This window comes from Rubrimonas cliftonensis (assembly GCF_900107585.1).
Lineage (GTDB): Bacteria > Pseudomonadota > Alphaproteobacteria > Rhodobacterales > Rhodobacteraceae > Rubrimonas > Rubrimonas cliftonensis.
Genome location: NZ_FNQM01000001.1, coordinates 415,830 through 431,064, shown reverse-complemented (window position 1 = coordinate 431,064; position 15,235 = coordinate 415,830). Strand labels below are relative to the sequence as shown.

Annotated in this window: 16 protein-coding genes; 9 read left to right on the top strand and 7 right to left on the bottom strand. The window is 72.4% G+C overall.

What is annotated here, in order from left to right:
- Positions 1-54: 54 nt before the first annotated feature.
- Genes BLW43_RS01985 through BLW43_RS01970 form a run of 4 tightly spaced genes read right to left on the bottom strand, consistent with a single transcriptional unit; the run spans position 55 to position 3,788 of the window.
- Entirely contained in the window at positions 55-1,341 is a 1,287-nt protein-coding gene (locus tag BLW43_RS01985) for a homoserine dehydrogenase (protein WP_093247849.1), read from the bottom strand.
- Positions 1,338-1,985 carry an MT-A70 family methyltransferase gene (locus BLW43_RS01980; protein WP_093247847.1) on the bottom strand — a complete coding sequence of 216 codons (648 nt, stop codon included), beginning with the start codon at positions 1,983-1,985 and terminating at the stop codon, positions 1,338-1,340. The genes BLW43_RS01985 and BLW43_RS01980 overlap by 4 nt, the downstream gene beginning before the upstream one ends.
- Entirely contained in the window at positions 1,966-2,547 is a 582-nt protein-coding gene (locus BLW43_RS01975) for a BglII/BstYI family type II restriction endonuclease (RefSeq protein WP_093247845.1), read from the bottom strand. The genes BLW43_RS01980 and BLW43_RS01975 overlap by 20 nt, the downstream gene beginning before the upstream one ends.
- 2 nt (positions 2,548-2,549) lie before the next feature.
- Complete coding sequence (locus BLW43_RS01970) at positions 2,550-3,788, bottom strand: LL-diaminopimelate aminotransferase (RefSeq protein WP_093247843.1); 1,239 nt, start codon at positions 3,786-3,788, stop codon at positions 2,550-2,552.
- Positions 3,789-4,029: 241 nt separating this feature from the next.
- Here BLW43_RS01970 and trhA point away from each other — a divergent pair, with 241 nt between their 5' ends.
- Positions 4,030-4,710 carry a PAQR family membrane homeostasis protein TrhA gene (gene trhA / locus BLW43_RS01965; protein ID WP_093247841.1) on the top strand — a complete coding sequence of 227 codons (681 nt, stop codon included), beginning with the start codon at positions 4,030-4,032 and terminating at the stop codon, positions 4,708-4,710.
- A 2-nt stretch (positions 4,711-4,712) separates the two neighbouring features.
- On the opposite strand, the gene BLW43_RS01960 is transcribed toward trhA, so the two are convergent.
- Positions 4,713-5,099, bottom strand: a complete 387-nt coding sequence (locus BLW43_RS01960; RefSeq protein WP_093247839.1) for a hypothetical protein — start codon at positions 5,097-5,099, stop codon at positions 4,713-4,715.
- 125 nt (positions 5,100-5,224) lie between these two features.
- Between BLW43_RS01960 and BLW43_RS01955 the strand changes: the two genes are divergently transcribed.
- Both BLW43_RS01955 and BLW43_RS01950 read left to right on the top strand, forming a co-directional pair.
- Positions 5,225-7,072, top strand: coding sequence for a PHA/PHB synthase family protein (locus tag BLW43_RS01955; RefSeq protein ID WP_093247837.1), 1,848 nt, complete (start codon positions 5,225-5,227; stop codon positions 7,070-7,072).
- A 293-nt stretch (positions 7,073-7,365) separates the two neighbouring features.
- Positions 7,366-7,788 carry a DUF488 domain-containing protein gene (locus BLW43_RS01950; RefSeq protein ID WP_217632076.1) on the top strand — a complete coding sequence of 141 codons (423 nt, stop codon included), beginning with the start codon at positions 7,366-7,368 and terminating at the stop codon, positions 7,786-7,788.
- A gap of 4 nt (positions 7,789-7,792) precedes the next feature.
- On the opposite strand, the gene BLW43_RS01945 is transcribed toward BLW43_RS01950, so the two are convergent.
- Together BLW43_RS01945 and BLW43_RS01940 are read right to left on the bottom strand one after the other, a co-directional pair.
- On the bottom strand, positions 7,793-8,596 hold the full coding sequence (locus BLW43_RS01945; protein ID WP_093247835.1) for a creatininase family protein: 804 nt from the start codon (positions 8,594-8,596) through the stop codon (positions 7,793-7,795).
- Positions 8,593-9,549 carry a hypothetical protein gene (locus BLW43_RS01940; RefSeq protein ID WP_245730876.1) on the bottom strand — a complete coding sequence of 319 codons (957 nt, stop codon included), beginning with the start codon at positions 9,547-9,549 and terminating at the stop codon, positions 8,593-8,595. Before BLW43_RS01940 ends, BLW43_RS01945 begins: the two co-directional genes overlap by 4 nt.
- Before the next feature lie 300 nt (positions 9,550-9,849).
- Here BLW43_RS01940 and BLW43_RS01930 point away from each other — a divergent pair, with 300 nt between their 5' ends.
- From BLW43_RS01930 to ccmE, 6 genes are all read left to right on the top strand, one after another.
- Positions 9,850-11,163, top strand: coding sequence for an NAD(P)/FAD-dependent oxidoreductase (locus BLW43_RS01930; protein WP_245730875.1), 1,314 nt, complete (start codon positions 9,850-9,852; stop codon positions 11,161-11,163).
- Between the two features lie 51 nt (positions 11,164-11,214).
- Positions 11,215-12,069: a lysophospholipid acyltransferase family protein gene (locus tag BLW43_RS01925; protein WP_093247830.1), complete on the top strand. Its 855-nt coding sequence runs from the start codon at positions 11,215-11,217 to the stop codon at positions 12,067-12,069.
- Positions 12,070-12,133: 64 nt separating this feature from the next.
- A complete protein-coding gene (locus BLW43_RS01920; protein ID WP_093247828.1) occupies positions 12,134-12,742 on the top strand; it encodes an MliC family protein in 609 nt (202 codons plus the stop codon).
- Positions 12,743-12,838: 96 nt separating this feature from the next.
- Positions 12,839-13,861 carry an N-acetyl-gamma-glutamyl-phosphate reductase gene (gene argC / locus BLW43_RS01915; protein WP_093248172.1) on the top strand — a complete coding sequence of 341 codons (1,023 nt, stop codon included), beginning with the start codon at positions 12,839-12,841 and terminating at the stop codon, positions 13,859-13,861.
- Entirely contained in the window at positions 13,858-14,811 is a 954-nt protein-coding gene (locus BLW43_RS01910; protein WP_093247826.1) for a YihY/virulence factor BrkB family protein, read from the top strand. The genes argC and BLW43_RS01910 overlap by 4 nt, the downstream gene beginning before the upstream one ends.
- Positions 14,808-15,233: a cytochrome c maturation protein CcmE gene (ccmE, locus tag BLW43_RS01905; protein WP_342741585.1), complete on the top strand. Its 426-nt coding sequence runs from the start codon at positions 14,808-14,810 to the stop codon at positions 15,231-15,233. Before BLW43_RS01910 ends, ccmE begins: the two co-directional genes overlap by 4 nt.
- Positions 15,234-15,235: the final 2 nt, after the last annotated feature.

The window sequence follows — 15,235 nt, the reverse complement described above, 5'->3', positions numbered from 1 at the left end:
CAGTGGCGGCCTGCGCATCTAGGCCGGGCGGGAGGCCCGGCGCAAGCGCGCGGCTCAGACGTCCTCGATGCGGAACGCCACAGGCTCCGCGAGGCTGACGGGCCGCGCCGCGACGCGCGCCAGCGCCCGATCGAGCGCCTCGCGCTGGCAGGCGTGGGTGACGATCAGCACCGTCGCGCCGCCCTCGCCGGCATGGTCGGGCTGGTTCATGGCGCGGATCGAGACGCCCTCCGTCCCGAGGTCGGCGGCGATCTCGGCCAGCGCGCCAGGCCGATCGTCGAGCGACAGGCGGACGTAGTGCTCGGCGGGGCGCAGCGCTCCCGAGACCGGCGGCGCCAGGCTCGCGGCGGGAACGCCGAAGGCGGGGCCGGCGGCGCCGCGGGCGATGTCGATCAGGTCGGCGACGATGGCCGAGGCGGTCGGCCCGGCGCCGGCGCCGGGGCCCTCGAACACGCACCGGCCGACGAAATCGCCCTCCACCACCACCGCGTTCGTGACGCCGTCGAGCTGGCCGATCGCGCTGCCGGCGCGCACCAGGCAGGGGCGCACGGCGCGCTCAACGGCGTCGCCGTCGCGCCGCGCCACGCCGAGCAGCTTGACGCGGTAGCCGAGCGCGTCGGCATGGGCGATGTCGGCGAGCGACACCGCGTCGATCCCCTCGACCGAGACCGAGCCGAAATCCGGCTTCACGCCGAAGGCGAGGCTCGCCAGCAGCGCCAGCTTGTGCGCGGCGTCGATCCCGCCGACGTCGAAGCTCGGGTCGGCCTCGGCGTAGCCCTTGGCCTGCGCCTCGGCCAGAACCGGCGCGTAGTCGCGGCCCGAGCGCGCCATCTCGGTCAGGATGTAGTTGCAGGTGCCGTTCAGCACGCCGTAGACGCGCGCGATGCGGTTCGCGGCGAGGCCCTCCGACAGCCCCTTGACGATGGGCACGCCGCCGGCGACGGCGGCCTCGAAGCGCAGCGCGACGCCGGCGGCCTCGGCGGCGGCGGCGAGCGCGGCGCCGTGCCAGGCGAGCAGGGCCTTGTTCGCCGTCACGACATGCCGGCCGGCGGAGAGGGCGGCCTGCACGGTCGCAAGCGCCGGCCCGTCCGAGCCGCCCATCGCCTCAACCACGACGTCGAGATCGCCGCGCCCCGCCAGCGCCACGGGGTCGTCCTCCCACGCCGCCGCTGACAGGTCCACGCCCCGGTCGCGTCCGCGGTTGCGCGCCGAGACGGCGCCCACCGCGATGGGCCGGCCCGCCCGCGGCGCGATGAGATCGGCGTTGTCGCGCAGCAGGCGCGCGACGCCGGCGCCCACGGTGCCGAGGCCGGCGAGGCCGACGCGAAGAGGTTGGGTCATTCGGCGGCTTTCAGAGTGGGGTTGTAGGCATAGGTCGACCAGTCGGGAGCGTAGGCCTCACTGGCCTGATTTCCCCAATAGGTCCAGCCCTCGCGCGCGCCGCGGGCGAACAGCTCCAGCGCCGGGCCCGGAGAAGAGGCCTCAATCAGGGCATACTGGTCGGCGGGTTTTCGCGAATGCTCCTGTTTCCGCGACTCGAGGTAGTTCACCTGTCGCCGCCCCGGCGGCAACGTGCGGGCGTTCCTGCCGCGCACGCCGAACAGGATCATCTCGGTGACGTTGCGGAAGTAGAAGCCGACGCCGCGTCCGTCCGACCCGCCATCCTTGCGGATCTTTCGCCGGATGAGGTTGGACTTGTAGGTGAAGCCCCACGCGGCCATCACCCGAAGCGCGTCCGGCAACAGGGCGTTGGGCGTCCACAGGTAGAGGTGCGCCGGGTCGTCGAGCGCTTCGGCGACGGGCAGCGCACAGATTTCCTCCGTGCTCATGGTGGCGTATGGCGCCAGCCTGCGGTGCTCCGGCGCCATCTTCCCGGTCCGGTTCACGAAGCGCCACGGCGGGTCGGCGAGAAGCGTGCGAAACCGCCGCCCAGCAAGCTTTTCGCGGAAGTCGGCGATCGTTGCGTCAAGCTCGGTCGTCGACATAGGCGCGCTCCGTGATCCCCAGAACCGGCGCCGGGCAGCCGCCAGCCCCGCCCCCTTTGATCTTGGGGTAGAGCTTCTCGGTGTGAGCCGTAGCCTTACCATATGTAGTCGCTGATCGACCAACCCCACGCAACACCTTCTCAAGCGATGTGGCGCGGGTCACGATGACGCCGACATCGACGACCCGGAGATCGTAGAGCAGGCGGAAGTTGTTGAGGTCTCGGTCGAAGAACGGATCCTTGTTGTTCCACTCCACCTCGAGCGCCACCCTGCCGCGAAAACAGTCGACGCCATGGGTCGGCGAGGGCGTCTCGACCCCGTCGACGACGATGCGCGTGTCGAAGGCCTTCTCAATCCACCCGCGCTCGGACAGGCCCTTGTCGATGAAGGCGGCGATGCGGGACTTGTCGCCGCCGCCGACGGCCTCCTCGCTGTGGCGCAGCGTGAATGCGCCGAGGACGGCCGCGATGTCCGCCGCCTCGCCGGCGTGGACGTTCTCGAGTATCGCAATCGCGTTGCGCCAGTCGAAAATCTCGAAGCGGTCTCCCAGCGCCGCCAGCATCGCTATTCGGCGGCCTTCTGCTTCTGGTCGTAGCGGGCGAGGATGCTGTCTGCGTTGGCGAGCAGGCGCTTCACGCCGCGCGCCGCCTGCCGGATGCGCTGTTCGTTCTCCACGAGGCCGATGCGCACGAAGCCCTCGCCGTATTCGCCGAAACCCACGCCGGGGCTGACGGCGACCTCGGCCTCGGTGAGCATCAGCTTGGCGAACTCCATCGAGCCCAGACGCGCGAAGACCGGCGGCACCGGCGCCCAGGCGAACATCGTCGCGGGCGGCGCGGGCAGGGCCCAGCCGGCCTTGCCCATCGCCTCCACCAGCACGTCGCGCCGGGCGTGGTAGACGGCGCGGATTTCCGCGACGCATTCCTGCGGGCCGTTGAGCGCGGCGGCGGCGGCGACCTGGACCGGCGTGAAGGCGCCATAGTCGAGATAGCTCTTGATCCGCGTCAGCGCGTCGATCAGCCGGCGGTTGCCGACCGCGAAGCCCATGCGCCAGCCCGGCATCGAATAGGTCTTGCTGAGCGAGGTGAACTCCACCGCGCAGTCCTTCGCGCCGTCGACCTGCAGGATCGAGGGTGGCGGGTTCCCGTCGAAGTAGATCTCGGCGTAGGCGAGATCCGACAGCACCCAGATCCCGTGCTTCTTCGCGAATCGCACCACCTCGGCGTAGAAATCTAGGGTGCATACCTGCGCGGTGGGGTTGGACGGGAAGCTCACGATCAGCGCCGAGGGCTTCGGCACCGAGTGCATCACGGCGCGGTCGAGCGCGCGCAGATACTCCTCCGGGTCGAAGCGGCCCTCGTGCAGCGCCGGGATGTGGCGCAGCGCGGCGCCGGCGATCATGAAGCCGTAGGGGTGGATCGGGTAGCTGGGGTTCGGCGACAGGATCACGTCGCCGGGGCCGGTGATCGCCATGGCGAGGTTCGCCAGCCCCTCCTTGGAGCCCAGCGTCGCGACGATCTCGGTCTCTGGGTCGAGCGGCACGCCGAAGCGCCGGGCGTAGTAGCCCGCCTGCGCGCGGCGCAGCCCGGCGATGCCCTTCGAAGCGGAATAGCGGTGCGTGCGCGGCCGCTTCACCGTCTCGATCATCTTCTCCACGATATGGGCGGGCGTGTCCATGTCGGGGTTGCCCATGCCGAAGTCGATGATGTCGACCCCGGCCGCCCGGCGCTCGGCCTTCAGCCGGTTGACCTCGGCGAAGACGTAAGGCGGCAACCGCTTGATGCGATAGAATTCCTCGGCCATGGCCGCACCCCCAGATCCCCGGATGTCGCCGGAGCCGCCGCAAGCCGCCGCGAGCCCTCGCGCGCCGTCGCCGCGGCGACGCGGCCTTGTAGCGCCGTCGCCGCCGCGCGCCAAGCGGCGGGCCGGCCGGCGCGCGGCCGGAGGGGCGCCCCCGCTCGCAGATCGCGCGGCGGCGCCTATGTCTGGATTGCGCGGCCGGCCTTGGGCATGATCGCGCGACGGTTTCGGCGGGAGGTTGGAGTTGCAGACGGCGCAGGCGCGGCATGGCGGAAACTACTCGCCGGCGGAGCGGCTGGCGGATGCCGTGGTCCATTGGGCGGGGCTGGCGCTGGCGCTCGCCGCGATACCGGTTCTGGTCACCGTGTCGGCGATGCTGCTGGGCGAGCCGCCGGTGATCGCCGCGGTCTCGATCTACGCCGCCGCGCTGCTGGCGATGATCGCGGTATCCGCCGCCTATCATCTCAACCCCGGCTCGCGATGGCGCGAGGCGCTGCGGCGCTGCGATCACGCCACGATCTATCTCAAGATCGCCGCGACCCAGACGCCCTTCGCGGTGATGATCGGGGGCGAGCGCATCGGCTGGGCGCTCGGCGCCATCTGGTTCGCAGCGCTCGCCGGCGCGGCGGGCAAGCTGCTGGCGCCGCACCAGATGCGCCGCGTCGCGCTGCCGCTCTACCTGCTGCTCGGCTGGGCGGGCATGACGCTGATTTGGCCCGGCGAGAACAGCCGCCCGCTCGGCGCGCCCACGACGCTGCTGATCGTGATCGGCGGAGCGCTCTATTCGGTGGGCGTGGTGTTCTTCCTGTGGGAGCGGCTGCGGTTCCACAACGCGATCTGGCACGGCTTCGTGCTGGTGGCGAGCTTCGTCTTCTACAGCGCCGTGCTGACCGAAATCGGGATGAGGGCGGCGGCGCAGCCCTGAGCCTAGGGAGCCGCTTCCCGAGCGGGGTCCTGGGCGGCGCCCTGTGCGGCGTCCTGGGCCGCGCGCTCTCGACGCAGCGCCGCGGCGTCGGCCTGCAGCGCCTCAACCTCGAAGACGGGTACGGAGAGGCGCTCGGCCTCGGCCCGCATCACGGCGGCCTCAAGCGTCAGGTCGCGCACGATGGCCTCGCCCTCGGCGGGGTCCGGCGGCGGCGGCAGCGCGCGCCCGGCCTCGGCGGCCGCCGCCAGGTCGGGCCATGGCGCGTCGCCGGCGTCGGGGATCTCGACGTCGGGAAACAGCCGCAGCGCGTCCGCGTCCACGCAGGCGCAGAGCGCGAGCGCCGCGGCGAGCCGTGTGGCCTTCGCGGCGACCCTCTGAAACTGCCGCATCGGCCCTCTCCCCGTTGCCTATGCCGCCGTGCTCTTGTAGCCCCAAAGTCTAGCGAGACGCCAGTGACGGACCCCGGAGCAGAAGGGCCGCGCTGCGCCGCGCCAACGCCACCTGGGAGGCCGGCATGACGACCCCGACGCATCAGACCATCGACCATGGCGCGCCAAGGCCCTTCGCGTCGCCCGAGGAACTCGCCGCGCTCGCGTCCGACGGCGCCGACTTCGCCGCCAACATGGCGAAGGTGGTGGAGCGGGCCTCGGAAGTCTGGTCGAAATTCGCCAGCGCCAACGTCGCAGACGCGCACCCGATGCACGCAGACCCGCTCAACGTCGCGCCCGCTTTCGCGGAACTCGGCCAGAGCTGGCTGGAGCACCCGCAGGAGATGGGCGACGCCGTCATGCGCCTGTGGCTCCGCCAGGCGGAGCTGTGGCGGCGGGCGACCATGAAGATGTGGGGGCTGGACGAGGAGCCGCTCGTCCAGCCGGCGCCCGGCGACAAGCGCTTCAAGGACGAGGAATGGTCGAAGAACGTGATCTTCGACTATGTCAAGCAGTCCTACCTGCTCACCTCCGGCTGGATCATGGACACTGTCCACAACGTCGGAGACCTGGAGGAGCGCGACCGGCGCAAGGTCGAGTTCTACACCCGGAACTTCATCGAGGCGATGTCGCCGGCGAACTTCGCCCACACCAACCCCGAGGTGCTGCGCGAGACCTTCCGCCAGAAGGGCGAGAACCTCGCCCGCGGCCTCGAGAACATGCTGCGCGACCTCGACCGCGGCAAGGGCAACCTGCTGATCCGCCAGACCGATCTCGACGCCTTCGAGGTCGGCCGCGACATGGCGACGACGCCCGGCTCGGTGATCTACGAGAACAGCCTGTTCCAGCTCATCCAGTATGCGCCGACGACCGAGACGGTCCACAAGACGCCGCTGCTGATCATCCCGCCCTGGATCAACAAGTTCTACATCCTCGACCTCAACGAGAAGAAGTCGATGGTGCGTTGGCTGGTCGCGCAGGGCTGGACGGTGTTCGTCATGTCCTGGGTCAACCCCGACGAGGCCCAGAAGAACGAGACCTGGGAAAGCTACATGACGAAGGGCGTCTTCACCGCGCTGGACAAGGTGCTGGAGGAGACGGGGGCCGGCAGGGCTCATATGATAGGCTACTGCATCGGCGGCACCATGCTCGGCACGAGCCTCGCCCACATGGCGGCCCGCGGCGACGCCCGCGCCGCCTCCGCCACCTTCTTCACGACGCAGCTCGACTTCACCGACGCGGGCGAGCTTCAGGTCTTCGTCGACGGCGAAACGCTGAAAGTCCTCGAAGAGCGCATGGACGAAGGCTATCTGCCGGCCGAGAGCATGGCGACGGCGTTCAACATGCTGCGCGCTTCCGACCTGATCTGGAGCTTCGTCGTGCAGAACTATCTGCTCGGCAAGGATCCGTTCCCGTTCGACCTGCTGTTCTGGAACGCCGACAGCACCTGCATGCCGGCGCGCGTGCACCGCTTCTACCTCGACAGCTTCTACAACGCGAACCGGCTCGCGACGGGCGAGATGACGCTCGGCGGCGAGCGGCTGGACCTCGGGCGCGTGTCGCTGCCCGTGTACCATGTCGCGACCAAGGAGGATCACATCGCGCCGCCGCAGTCGGCCTATCGCGGCGCGCGGCTGCTGGGCTCGAAGGACGCGACCTTCATCCTGTCGGGCTCGGGCCACATCGCCGGGGTGGTGAACCCGCCCGCCGCCAAGAAGTACCAGTACTGGACCTGCAAGGGCATCGCGGCGCCCGAGCTTGAGAACTGGGCCGCGGCGGCGTCGGAGACCGACGGCTCGTGGTGGCCGGACTGGGACGCATGGCTGGCGAAGCGCGGCGGCGGCAAGGTCGCCGCGCGCGAGCCGGGCGCGAAGCTGGGCGTCGTCGAGCCGGCGCCGGGGCGCTACGTCAAGAAGCGCTTCGACGGGAACTGAGCCTCGGACGGGCGGCGTCGCGCCGGGGCTTGCCGCGAAAGGCCGCGGCGCCGGCCGGACGGCGCATCGGACCCGGGCACGCCCGCGGGGCTCGCCCGCGCGGCTTGGGCGCGCGGCTTGGGCGCGCGGCTTGGGCGCGCGGCTTGGGCGCGGAGACTTCGGCGCATTTGCGCGGGGGCGGGGGCGGCGGCGCTTGCGCGTCGGGGCGGCGGGCGGTTTCATGCGGTGGGGTCTCGCAGGAGCTTCCAGTTGATAAGCTCGGGTCGTCAGGGGCGACTTGAGGAGGGCCGGCGATGCTGCGTGTCGCGACCATCGGCTATGAGGGAGCCGCGCAGGCCGAGGTCATCGACCGTCTGCGCGCGGCGGGCGTCGAGGTGGTGGCCGACGTGCGCGCAGTCGCGACGTCGCGCCGGGCCGGCTTTTCCAAGACCGTGCTGCGCGGGAGCCTCGCCGAGGCCGGTATCGGCTACATCCACTTCCGCGATCTCGGCACGCCCAAGCCCGGCAGGGAAGCCGCCCGCAAGGGCCGCGTGGCCGAGATGCGCGCGATCTTCGCCGATCACATGAAGGGCGAGGCGGCGCAGGCGGCGCTGCTCGCGCTGCGGCGGCAGGCGGCCGAGGCGCGGGTGGCGCTGCTGTGCTTCGAGGCGGAGGCCGCCGGGTGCCATCGCCGCGCGCTGGTCGAAATGCTGGGCGCCGAGGCGGACGACCTCTGAAGCCTCAGCCGCCGAAGGCGCCGAAGGTCGCGAGATCGACGTCGGAGACCTCCCGCAGCAGGCTCAGGAAACCCCGCGCCTGATGATCGGCGGTCCGCCGGCCCTTCTCGGCCGTCGCCAGATGCGCCTCGCCCACCACGCCTGCGGCGTTGAGGTCTGACGCGATCCAGCCATAGGCCACAGGGCCCGTGGGCCGCAGCGCCCCGGTCATCGTCTCCGCGCCGGAGGCGAAGTCGCGCGCCTGCTCCATCGCCACGAGGTCGGGGCGGAAATGCAGCATCAGCGAGGTCTCGACGTCGCCGCCATGGATGCCGAAGGACCGCTCGCGGTCGGAGTAGTGGCTCTCCGGCGTTCCGAAGGCCATCCAGTGCGCGCGGGCGACGAACATGCCGGCGCGCACGCGCAGTTCGCGCGCGACGATCCCCACGACGTCGACGTTGCCGCCATGGGAGTTGACGACGACCAGCTTGCGCAGCCCGGCGCGCGCGACCGACAGGCCGATCTCGACCCAGAGCGCCGTCGCGAGCTCCGCCGGCAGGGTCAGGGTCCCCGGCGCGTGAAGATGCTCGTTCGACTTGCCGACCGCCTGAGTCGGCAGCAGCAGGAAGTCGAGGTCGTCCGGCGCCAGCGCCAGCGTCGTGCGCAGCATCCCCTCGGCGATCTCGGCGTCGGTCGAGACCGGCAGGTGCGGGCCATGCTGCTCGATCGCGGCCACCGGCAGCACGGCCACAGTGCGGGCGGGGTCGACCGCGGCGAAGTCGATGGTGCGGAGGTCGCCCCAGAGGCGGGCGCGGCGCGGCTCGGTCATGCGGCGGTCTCCTGCGGGGCGGGCCGCGTCGGCCGGGGGAACAGGCTGAGGAAGGCGGGGGTGAGGTACATCGGCGCCTGATAGCAGCCGATGAAGAGCAGCAGCGGCGCCATGGTCTCCTCAGGCAGGGCGGTCAGGAACAGCGCCATGTTGCGGTTGCCCGCGACCACGGTGACGGCGGTGCGCTCGGCCGGCGGGCCCAGGCGGCCGGCGGCGAGCCAGGCGGCGGTCTGGAGCCCGAAATTCGCCGCGACGGCCAGCGCAAGGACGGCGAGCAGCTCGCCCGGCCGCTCCGTCAGCGCGGGGCCGACGGCCGACATAAGGCCGATCACCATCAGCGCCAGCCCGATCACCGAGATCCCGTCGATGTTCGCCAGCGCCCGCGGCGTCGTCTCGCGCAGGAACAGCCGGCGCGTCAGGGCCGCCATCGCCGCCGCTCCGGCGATCACCGCCAGCAGCCGCGCGGAGGCGCCCAGCACCGCCTCCGCCGCGCCGAGCGCGGGGACCAGCCAGAACACCGGCAGCGCCGTCAGCGGCAGCAGCGCCGCCCCGACCGCGAGCAGGCGCAGGGCCGGCGCGGGGTCGGCGCCGCTCAGCGCGGTGATGCTCGGCGCGCCGGAGATCGTCGGCGCCGCGAGCATCAGCACCAGCGCGAGCGGGATCGGCCCGGAAATCCCGGCCGCGGCGAAGGCGAGCGCCAGCGCGACCGGCGTCGCAAGCTGCAGCGCCAGCGCCGTGACGCCGGCGCGCAGCAGCGGCCCGCGGGCCATCTGCGCCGCCAGCGGCCCGATGCGCAGGGCGACGAGGTAGAGCATCGCGGCCGTCGTCTCGGGCAGCAGCGGGCGCATGAACGCGGCGAGATCGGGCAGGCCGACGCCGAGCAGCAGGCCGACGGCGAGCCCCCAGCGGCCGTTTCGCGCCACGAAGGCGAGCGCCCGGCTCAGGGCCGTCATGACGGCGCCCTCCCGAACCGCGCGCAGAAGCGGTGGCGCGCGACGCCCGCCTTGCGCTGGCGGACCAAGTCGGTCGTCTGGAACGCTGGCGGGCGCGACGCGGCGCAGGCGTTCGCCGCATGGCCCATCTCTCCGGGAATGCGCGCAGAACCGGCGCGCGGCGCCGGCGCGCCGGTCGCCGCGCCTTCATTCGCCTTGCCGCCGCCCGCCAGAACCATCTGCGCCTCCGCACCCTGCTTCCCACGGCGCGACGGGCCGCGGCAAGCGCTTGACCTGCGCGTTCGGGTGGAGAACCCTGCCATGGAACGGGCGAGGGCGTTGATGGCCGGTTGCGGCGGCGGGCGAGGCGGCGAGGGCGGAACTGTCGCGGTGATCGGCGCCGGCGTCGTCGGCGTTGCGACTGCGCTGCACCTGCTGCGCGCGGGCCGCGCGGTGACGCTGATCGACCGCGCCGAGCCGGGCGCCGCCACGGCGGCCAGCTACGGCAACGCCGGCGTGCTGGCGGCCAGCGCGGTGGTGCCGGTGACGGTTCCGGGCATCCTCGCCAAGGCGCCGCGGATGCTGCTCGACCGCGACCAGCCGCTGTTCCTGCGCTGGGCCTACCTGCCGAAGCTGGCGCCGTGGCTCGCGCGCTATCTGTCGCACGCCAGCGAAGCCGAGACGCGGCGGATCGCGGCGGCGCTGACGCCGATCATTGGCGACAGCCTCGCCGACCATCAGGCGCTTTCGGCGGGAACGCCCGCGGCGCGTTTCGTCGTTCCGGCGCGCTACCTCTACGCCTATCGCGACCGCGCGGCCTTCGATGGAGACGCCTTCGGCTGGAGCGTCCGCGCCGCCAACGGCTTCGCGTGGGAGACGCTGGAGGGCGAGGCGCTGCGCGCGGCGGAGCCGGCGCTCGGGCCGGCCATGGGTTTCGGAGTGCGGCTCGACGGCCATGGCCGCATCTCCGACCCCGGCGCCTATGTCGCGGCGCTGGCGCGCGAGGCCGTGAGGCTGGGCGCGCGCGTCCTGCGCGGCGCCGTGGAGGACGTCGCGCTTCAGGGCGGCCGCGTCGTCGGCGTGCGGGTGGACGGCGAGACGATCCCCTGCGAGGCCGCGGCGCTGACCGCCGGCGCGTGGTCCGGCCCGCTGGCGCGGCGGCTGGGCGTCGCCGCGCCGCTGGAGAGCGAGCGCGGCTACCATCTCGAACTCTGGGGGCCTTCGGCCATGCCGCGCGGGCCGATCATGGTGTCGGCGGGCAAGTTCGTCGCCACGCCGATGGAGGGCCGGCTGAGGCTTGCGGGCGTGGTGGAGTTCGGCGGGCTGCGCGCCGGCCCCTCGCGGGCGCCGCTGGAGATGCTGCGCCGCCATGTGCGCCGCGCCTTTCCCGCGCTGCGCTGGGAGCGCGAGGAGGAGTGGATGGGCCATCGCCCGGCGCCGGCCGACAGCATTCCGCTGATCGGCCCGGCGCCGGCCGTCAGGGGCGCATGGCTCGGCTTCGGTCATCACCATGTCGGGCTGACGGGCGGGCCGCGCACCGGGCGCCTGCTGGCGCAGATGATCGCCGGCGAACGGTCCAACATCGACCTCTCGCCCTACGCCCCGGCGCGCTTCGCGGCGGCCAGGGGGGCTTGAGTTCGGCCCCGGCGATGCGCAGATGACGGCCACCGGAGCAGGGCGGGGGCCGTGACGACAGGAACAGCCGCGCGCGAGATCAGCTACGCCCATGGCGCGCGCACCCCCGCCGGGCGAGCGGCGATCCGCGCCATCGAGAACCTCACCGGCCGCCCGCGGCTGCTGCGCATGGCGCAGGGCTACGAGGCAGACGTCGCCGCCGGGGCCGATTTCTGGGAGGTGATGGCGGCGCGCTACGGCGTGCGGCTGGAGGTCGACGGCCTCGAACGCATCCCGACGACCGGGCCGGCGATCGTGGTGGCGAACCATCCGTTCGGCATTCTCGACGGGTTGGCCATGGGCCTGATGCTGCGCCGCCGGCGGGCGGATTTCCGCATCCTCGCCCACCAGGTGTTCGGCAGGGCCCCCGACGTCGCCTCCGCGATCCTGCCGATCAGCTTCGACGCGACGCGCGAGGGCATGGCCGCGAACCTCGCGACGCGGCGCGCGGCGGAGGCGCATGTCGCGGGCGGCGGGTGCCTTGCGGTCTTTCCCGGCGGCACGGTCTCCACGGCGGCGCGCGCGTGGGGCAGGGCGCTCGACCCGGCCTGGAAGACATTCACGGCGAAGCTAGTCCAGCGCACCGGGGCGCCGGTCTTTCCGGTGTTCTTCGATGGCGCCAACAGCCGGCTGTTCCAGATCGCCAGCCACGCGCACATGACCCTGCGCCTCGCGCTGCTCATCAGGGAGTTCGGCGCCCGGCTCGGCGAGCCCGTGCGCGCCCATGTCGGCGAGCCGCCGCCGGCGACGGAGATCGCGCGTCATCGCGGCGACGCGCGGGCGCTGATGGCGCATCTGCGGACTGCAGTCTACGCCCTGTCGCCGACGCCCCTGGCGGACATCTCGCCGGGGCGCAGCTTCGACTGAGCCGCTTGGCGGCTCGCGGGCGGCCCGGCATGCTGCGGATGCGTCTTGAAGGGGAGCCAAGCCGATGCGCCTACGCCTCGCCCAGCCCGCCGCCGCGGCGCTGCTGATCTTCGCGGCGCCCTTCACGGCTGCGGCGGCGCCGTCATTCGACTGCGCGAAGGCCGACGGCGCCGCCGAGGAACTCGTATGCGCCGACGCCGACCTCGCCGCGCTGGACGTCGCGCTCGCCGCCCGCTTCTCGGCGGCGATGGCCGCCGCCCGCTCCGGCGCTGACGCGGACGCCGCAGCCGCCCGCCTGCGCGCCGAGCAGCGCGGCTGGATCAAGGGCCGCGACGCGTGCTGGAAGGCCGCCGACCTGCGCGACTGCGTGGAGGACGCCTACACGCGGCGCGACGCGATCCTCGCGGCGTCGTGGATGCTCGGCGACGTCGGCCCGCCGGTCTTCTACCAGTGCGGCGGGAACCCCGCCGACGAGATCGCCGTCTTCTTCCTCGACGCGCCGCGGCGCGCCCTGCGGCTGGAGCGCGGCGACCGTATCGAGGCCATGGCGCAGACCCGCTCGGCCTCGGGTGCGCGCTACGACGGCGACTTCGGCGCGATGTTCTGGGAGAAGGGCGGGGAGGCCCGGCTCATGCTGCCGCCCGAGCCCGAAACGGTCTGCCGGCGGCGCTGACCCGATACCCCGCCGCATTGCGGAGAAGGGCCGTCCGCGTTACCCCGCGGGTATCCGCGGCCCGTGTTCGCCGCGAAGTTCTTGGGGGACCGCGCCATGGCGCGCATCGCGATTCTCGGGGCGAGCGGCTACACCGGAGCCGAACTGCTGCGCCTGACGGCGACCCATCCCGGCCTCGACGTCGCGGCGCTGACGGCCGACCGCCGCGCCGGCGCGGCCATGGCGGAGGTGTTCCCGCACCTGCGCGCGCTCGACCTGCCGCGCCTGACCCGGATCGAGGATGTCGACTGGTCCGGCGTCGACCTCGCCTTCTGCGCCCTGCCGCACGCCACGACTCAGGAGGTGGTCAAGGCGCTGCCGGCGTCGCTCAAGGTCGTGGACCTCTCGGCGGATTTTCGCCTGCGCGATCCCGCCGTCTATGCGGAGTGGTACGGCCATGAGCACCTCGCGCCGGAATTGCAGCAGGCCGCCGTCTACGGGCTGACGGAATTCAACCGGGAGGAAATCCGCGCCGCACGCCTGACCGCCGGCACCGGCTGCAACGCGGCTGCCGGCATATACGCCGTGATACCGCTGCTCAGGGCGGGCGTCGTCGATCCTGACGACATCGTGATCGACCTCAAGACCGGCGTCTCGGGCGCCGGCCGCGCGGCCAAGGAAGCGACCCTTTACACAGAGATCGCAGAGGGCGTCCACGCCTACAATGTCGGCCGCCACCGCCACACCGCCGAGTTCGACCAGGAGTTCAGCCGCGCCGCCGGCCGGGAGGTGCGCTGCACCTTCGTGCCGCACCTGGTCCCGGCGAACCGCGGCATCCTCGCGACGGTCTACGTTCGGGGAGAGGCGCCGGCGATCCACGCCGCGCTCGCGGAGGCCTACGCCGACGAGCCCTTCGTGGTGACGCTGCCGCTGGGCGAGGCGCCGCACACCCGACATGTGCGCGGATCGAACTATGTCCACGTCTCGGTCGTTGCTGACAGGAGACCGGGCCGCGTGATGGTGTTCGCGGCCCTCGACAACCTGATGAAGGGGGCCTCTGGACAGGCGATGCAGAACGCGAACCTGATGCTCGGGCTGCCCGAGACGCAGGGGCTGACAGCGGCCCCGATGTTCCCTTGACCGCCGCCGACGCGACGCTCGGCGACCGGGCGCGCGCCTTCGGCAGGCGCGTCCCGGCGCTGCTGCGACGGCTGCGGATGCGGCTTTCCTGGTGGTGGCGCGGGGCTAGGCTCACCTTCCGGGCGGCGATCCGCGCGGGCCACCGCTTCAACGAGCACGACGGCGCCGCGATGGCCGGCTACATCGCCTATGCCGGATTCCTCTCGATCTTTCCCTTCGCGATCTTCGCGACGGCGCTGGCGGGCGTGATGATCGGGCCCGAGCGCGCCGACGAGGTGATGGCGGCGATCTTCGACCTCGCGCCGGAGCACATCGCGCAGACGCTGGAGCCGGTGATCCTCGGCGTGACCAACACCTCAGGCGCGAACCTGATCACCTTCTCGGCGCTGGGCGCGATGTGGGTGGCGTCCAACGCGCTCGAGGCGATGCGGATCGCGTTCGACCGGGCCTACGAGGCGCCGAAACCCCGCGCCTTCGTCACGCGGCGGCTGCGCGCGATGGGATTCGTGCTGCTTGCGGCGCTGACCTTCGCCATCATGGGGCTGCTGATCGTGCTCGCGCCGCTGGGGCTGCGCGTCGCCGAGCAGACGCTGGGGTTCCGCGCGCCCTTCGGCATCGGGCTCGTCCGCTACGGGCTCGGCGTCGGGGTGCTGGCGGTGTTCCTGTTCCAGCTGAATCTGCTGCTGCCCTCGCGGCGGCCGGTGCGCCAGGGTCTCTGGCCCGGCGTCGCCGTCTCCGGCGCGCTGGTGATCGCGGGGGCGACGGGGCTCTCGGTCTATCTCGCCTACGCCCCCTCCTACACCGTCACCTACGGCGCCTTCGCCGGCGTCATTGTGACGCTCCTGTTCTTCTATCTCGTCGGCGCCGCTATCATCTTCGGCGCGGAGCTGAACGCGGCGCTCATCGGGCTGCGCGGCGAGACCTGGAGGGATGGACGGGGATGGCGATGACGCGCAAGAAACGCAGGATCATGTTCCTCGCCGCGGGTGCGCTCGCCATGACCGGCGCCACCGCGCTGGCGGTGGTGGGCTTCCGCGAGAGCATCGTCTTCTTCATGCCGCCGGCGGAGCTGCTGGCGAAGGCGCCGGGGCCCGAGCAGCGGCTGCGCGTCGGCGGCATGGTGGTCGAGGGCTCGGTGGTGCGCGGGCAGGGCGAGACCGTGCGCTTCACGCTGACCGACTACGAAGGCAGCGTCGAGGTCGCCTTCGCCGGGGTGCTGCCGGACCTGTTCAGCGAGGGGCAGGGCGCGGTGGCCGAGGGTTATTTCCGCGAGGGCCGCTTCGAGGCGCGCGAGGTGCTCGCCAAGCACGACGAGAAATACATGCCCCGCAACGTCGCCGACACGCTGAAGACCCCGCCGCCGGGGACTTGAGG

What these genes read in the sequence shown, in the direction of transcription:
- BLW43_RS01985 (WP_093247849.1), bottom strand. Translation starts at nt 1,341, where the DNA reads ATGACCCAACCTCTTCGCGTCGGCCTCGCCGGCCTCGGCACCGTGGGC.
- BLW43_RS01980 (WP_093247847.1), bottom strand. Translation starts at nt 1,985, where the DNA reads ATGTCGACGACCGAGCTTGACGCAACGATCGCCGACTTCCGCGAAAAG.
- BLW43_RS01975 (WP_093247845.1), bottom strand. Translation starts at nt 2,547, where the DNA reads ATGCTGGCGGCGCTGGGAGACCGCTTCGAGATTTTCGACTGGCGCAAC.
- BLW43_RS01970 (WP_093247843.1), bottom strand. Translation starts at nt 3,788, where the DNA reads ATGGCCGAGGAATTCTATCGCATCAAGCGGTTGCCGCCTTACGTCTTC.
- BLW43_RS01960 (WP_093247839.1), bottom strand. Translation starts at nt 5,099, where the DNA reads ATGCGGCAGTTTCAGAGGGTCGCCGCGAAGGCCACACGGCTCGCCGCG.
- BLW43_RS01955 (WP_093247837.1), top strand. Translation starts at nt 5,225, where the DNA reads ATGACGACCCCGACGCATCAGACCATCGACCATGGCGCGCCAAGGCCC.
- BLW43_RS01950 (WP_217632076.1), top strand. Translation starts at nt 7,366, where the DNA reads ATGCTGCGTGTCGCGACCATCGGCTATGAGGGAGCCGCGCAGGCCGAG.
- BLW43_RS01945 (WP_093247835.1), bottom strand. Translation starts at nt 8,596, where the DNA reads ATGACCGAGCCGCGCCGCGCCCGCCTCTGGGGCGACCTCCGCACCATC.
- BLW43_RS01940 (WP_245730876.1), bottom strand. Translation starts at nt 9,549, where the DNA reads ATGACGGCCCTGAGCCGGGCGCTCGCCTTCGTGGCGCGAAACGGCCGC.
- BLW43_RS01930 (WP_245730875.1), top strand. Translation starts at nt 9,850, where the DNA reads ATGGAACGGGCGAGGGCGTTGATGGCCGGTTGCGGCGGCGGGCGAGGC.
- BLW43_RS01920 (WP_093247828.1), top strand. Translation starts at nt 12,134, where the DNA reads ATGCGCCTACGCCTCGCCCAGCCCGCCGCCGCGGCGCTGCTGATCTTC.
- argC (WP_093248172.1), top strand. Translation starts at nt 12,839, where the DNA reads ATGGCGCGCATCGCGATTCTCGGGGCGAGCGGCTACACCGGAGCCGAA.
- ccmE (WP_342741585.1), top strand. Translation starts at nt 14,808, where the DNA reads ATGACGCGCAAGAAACGCAGGATCATGTTCCTCGCCGCGGGTGCGCTC.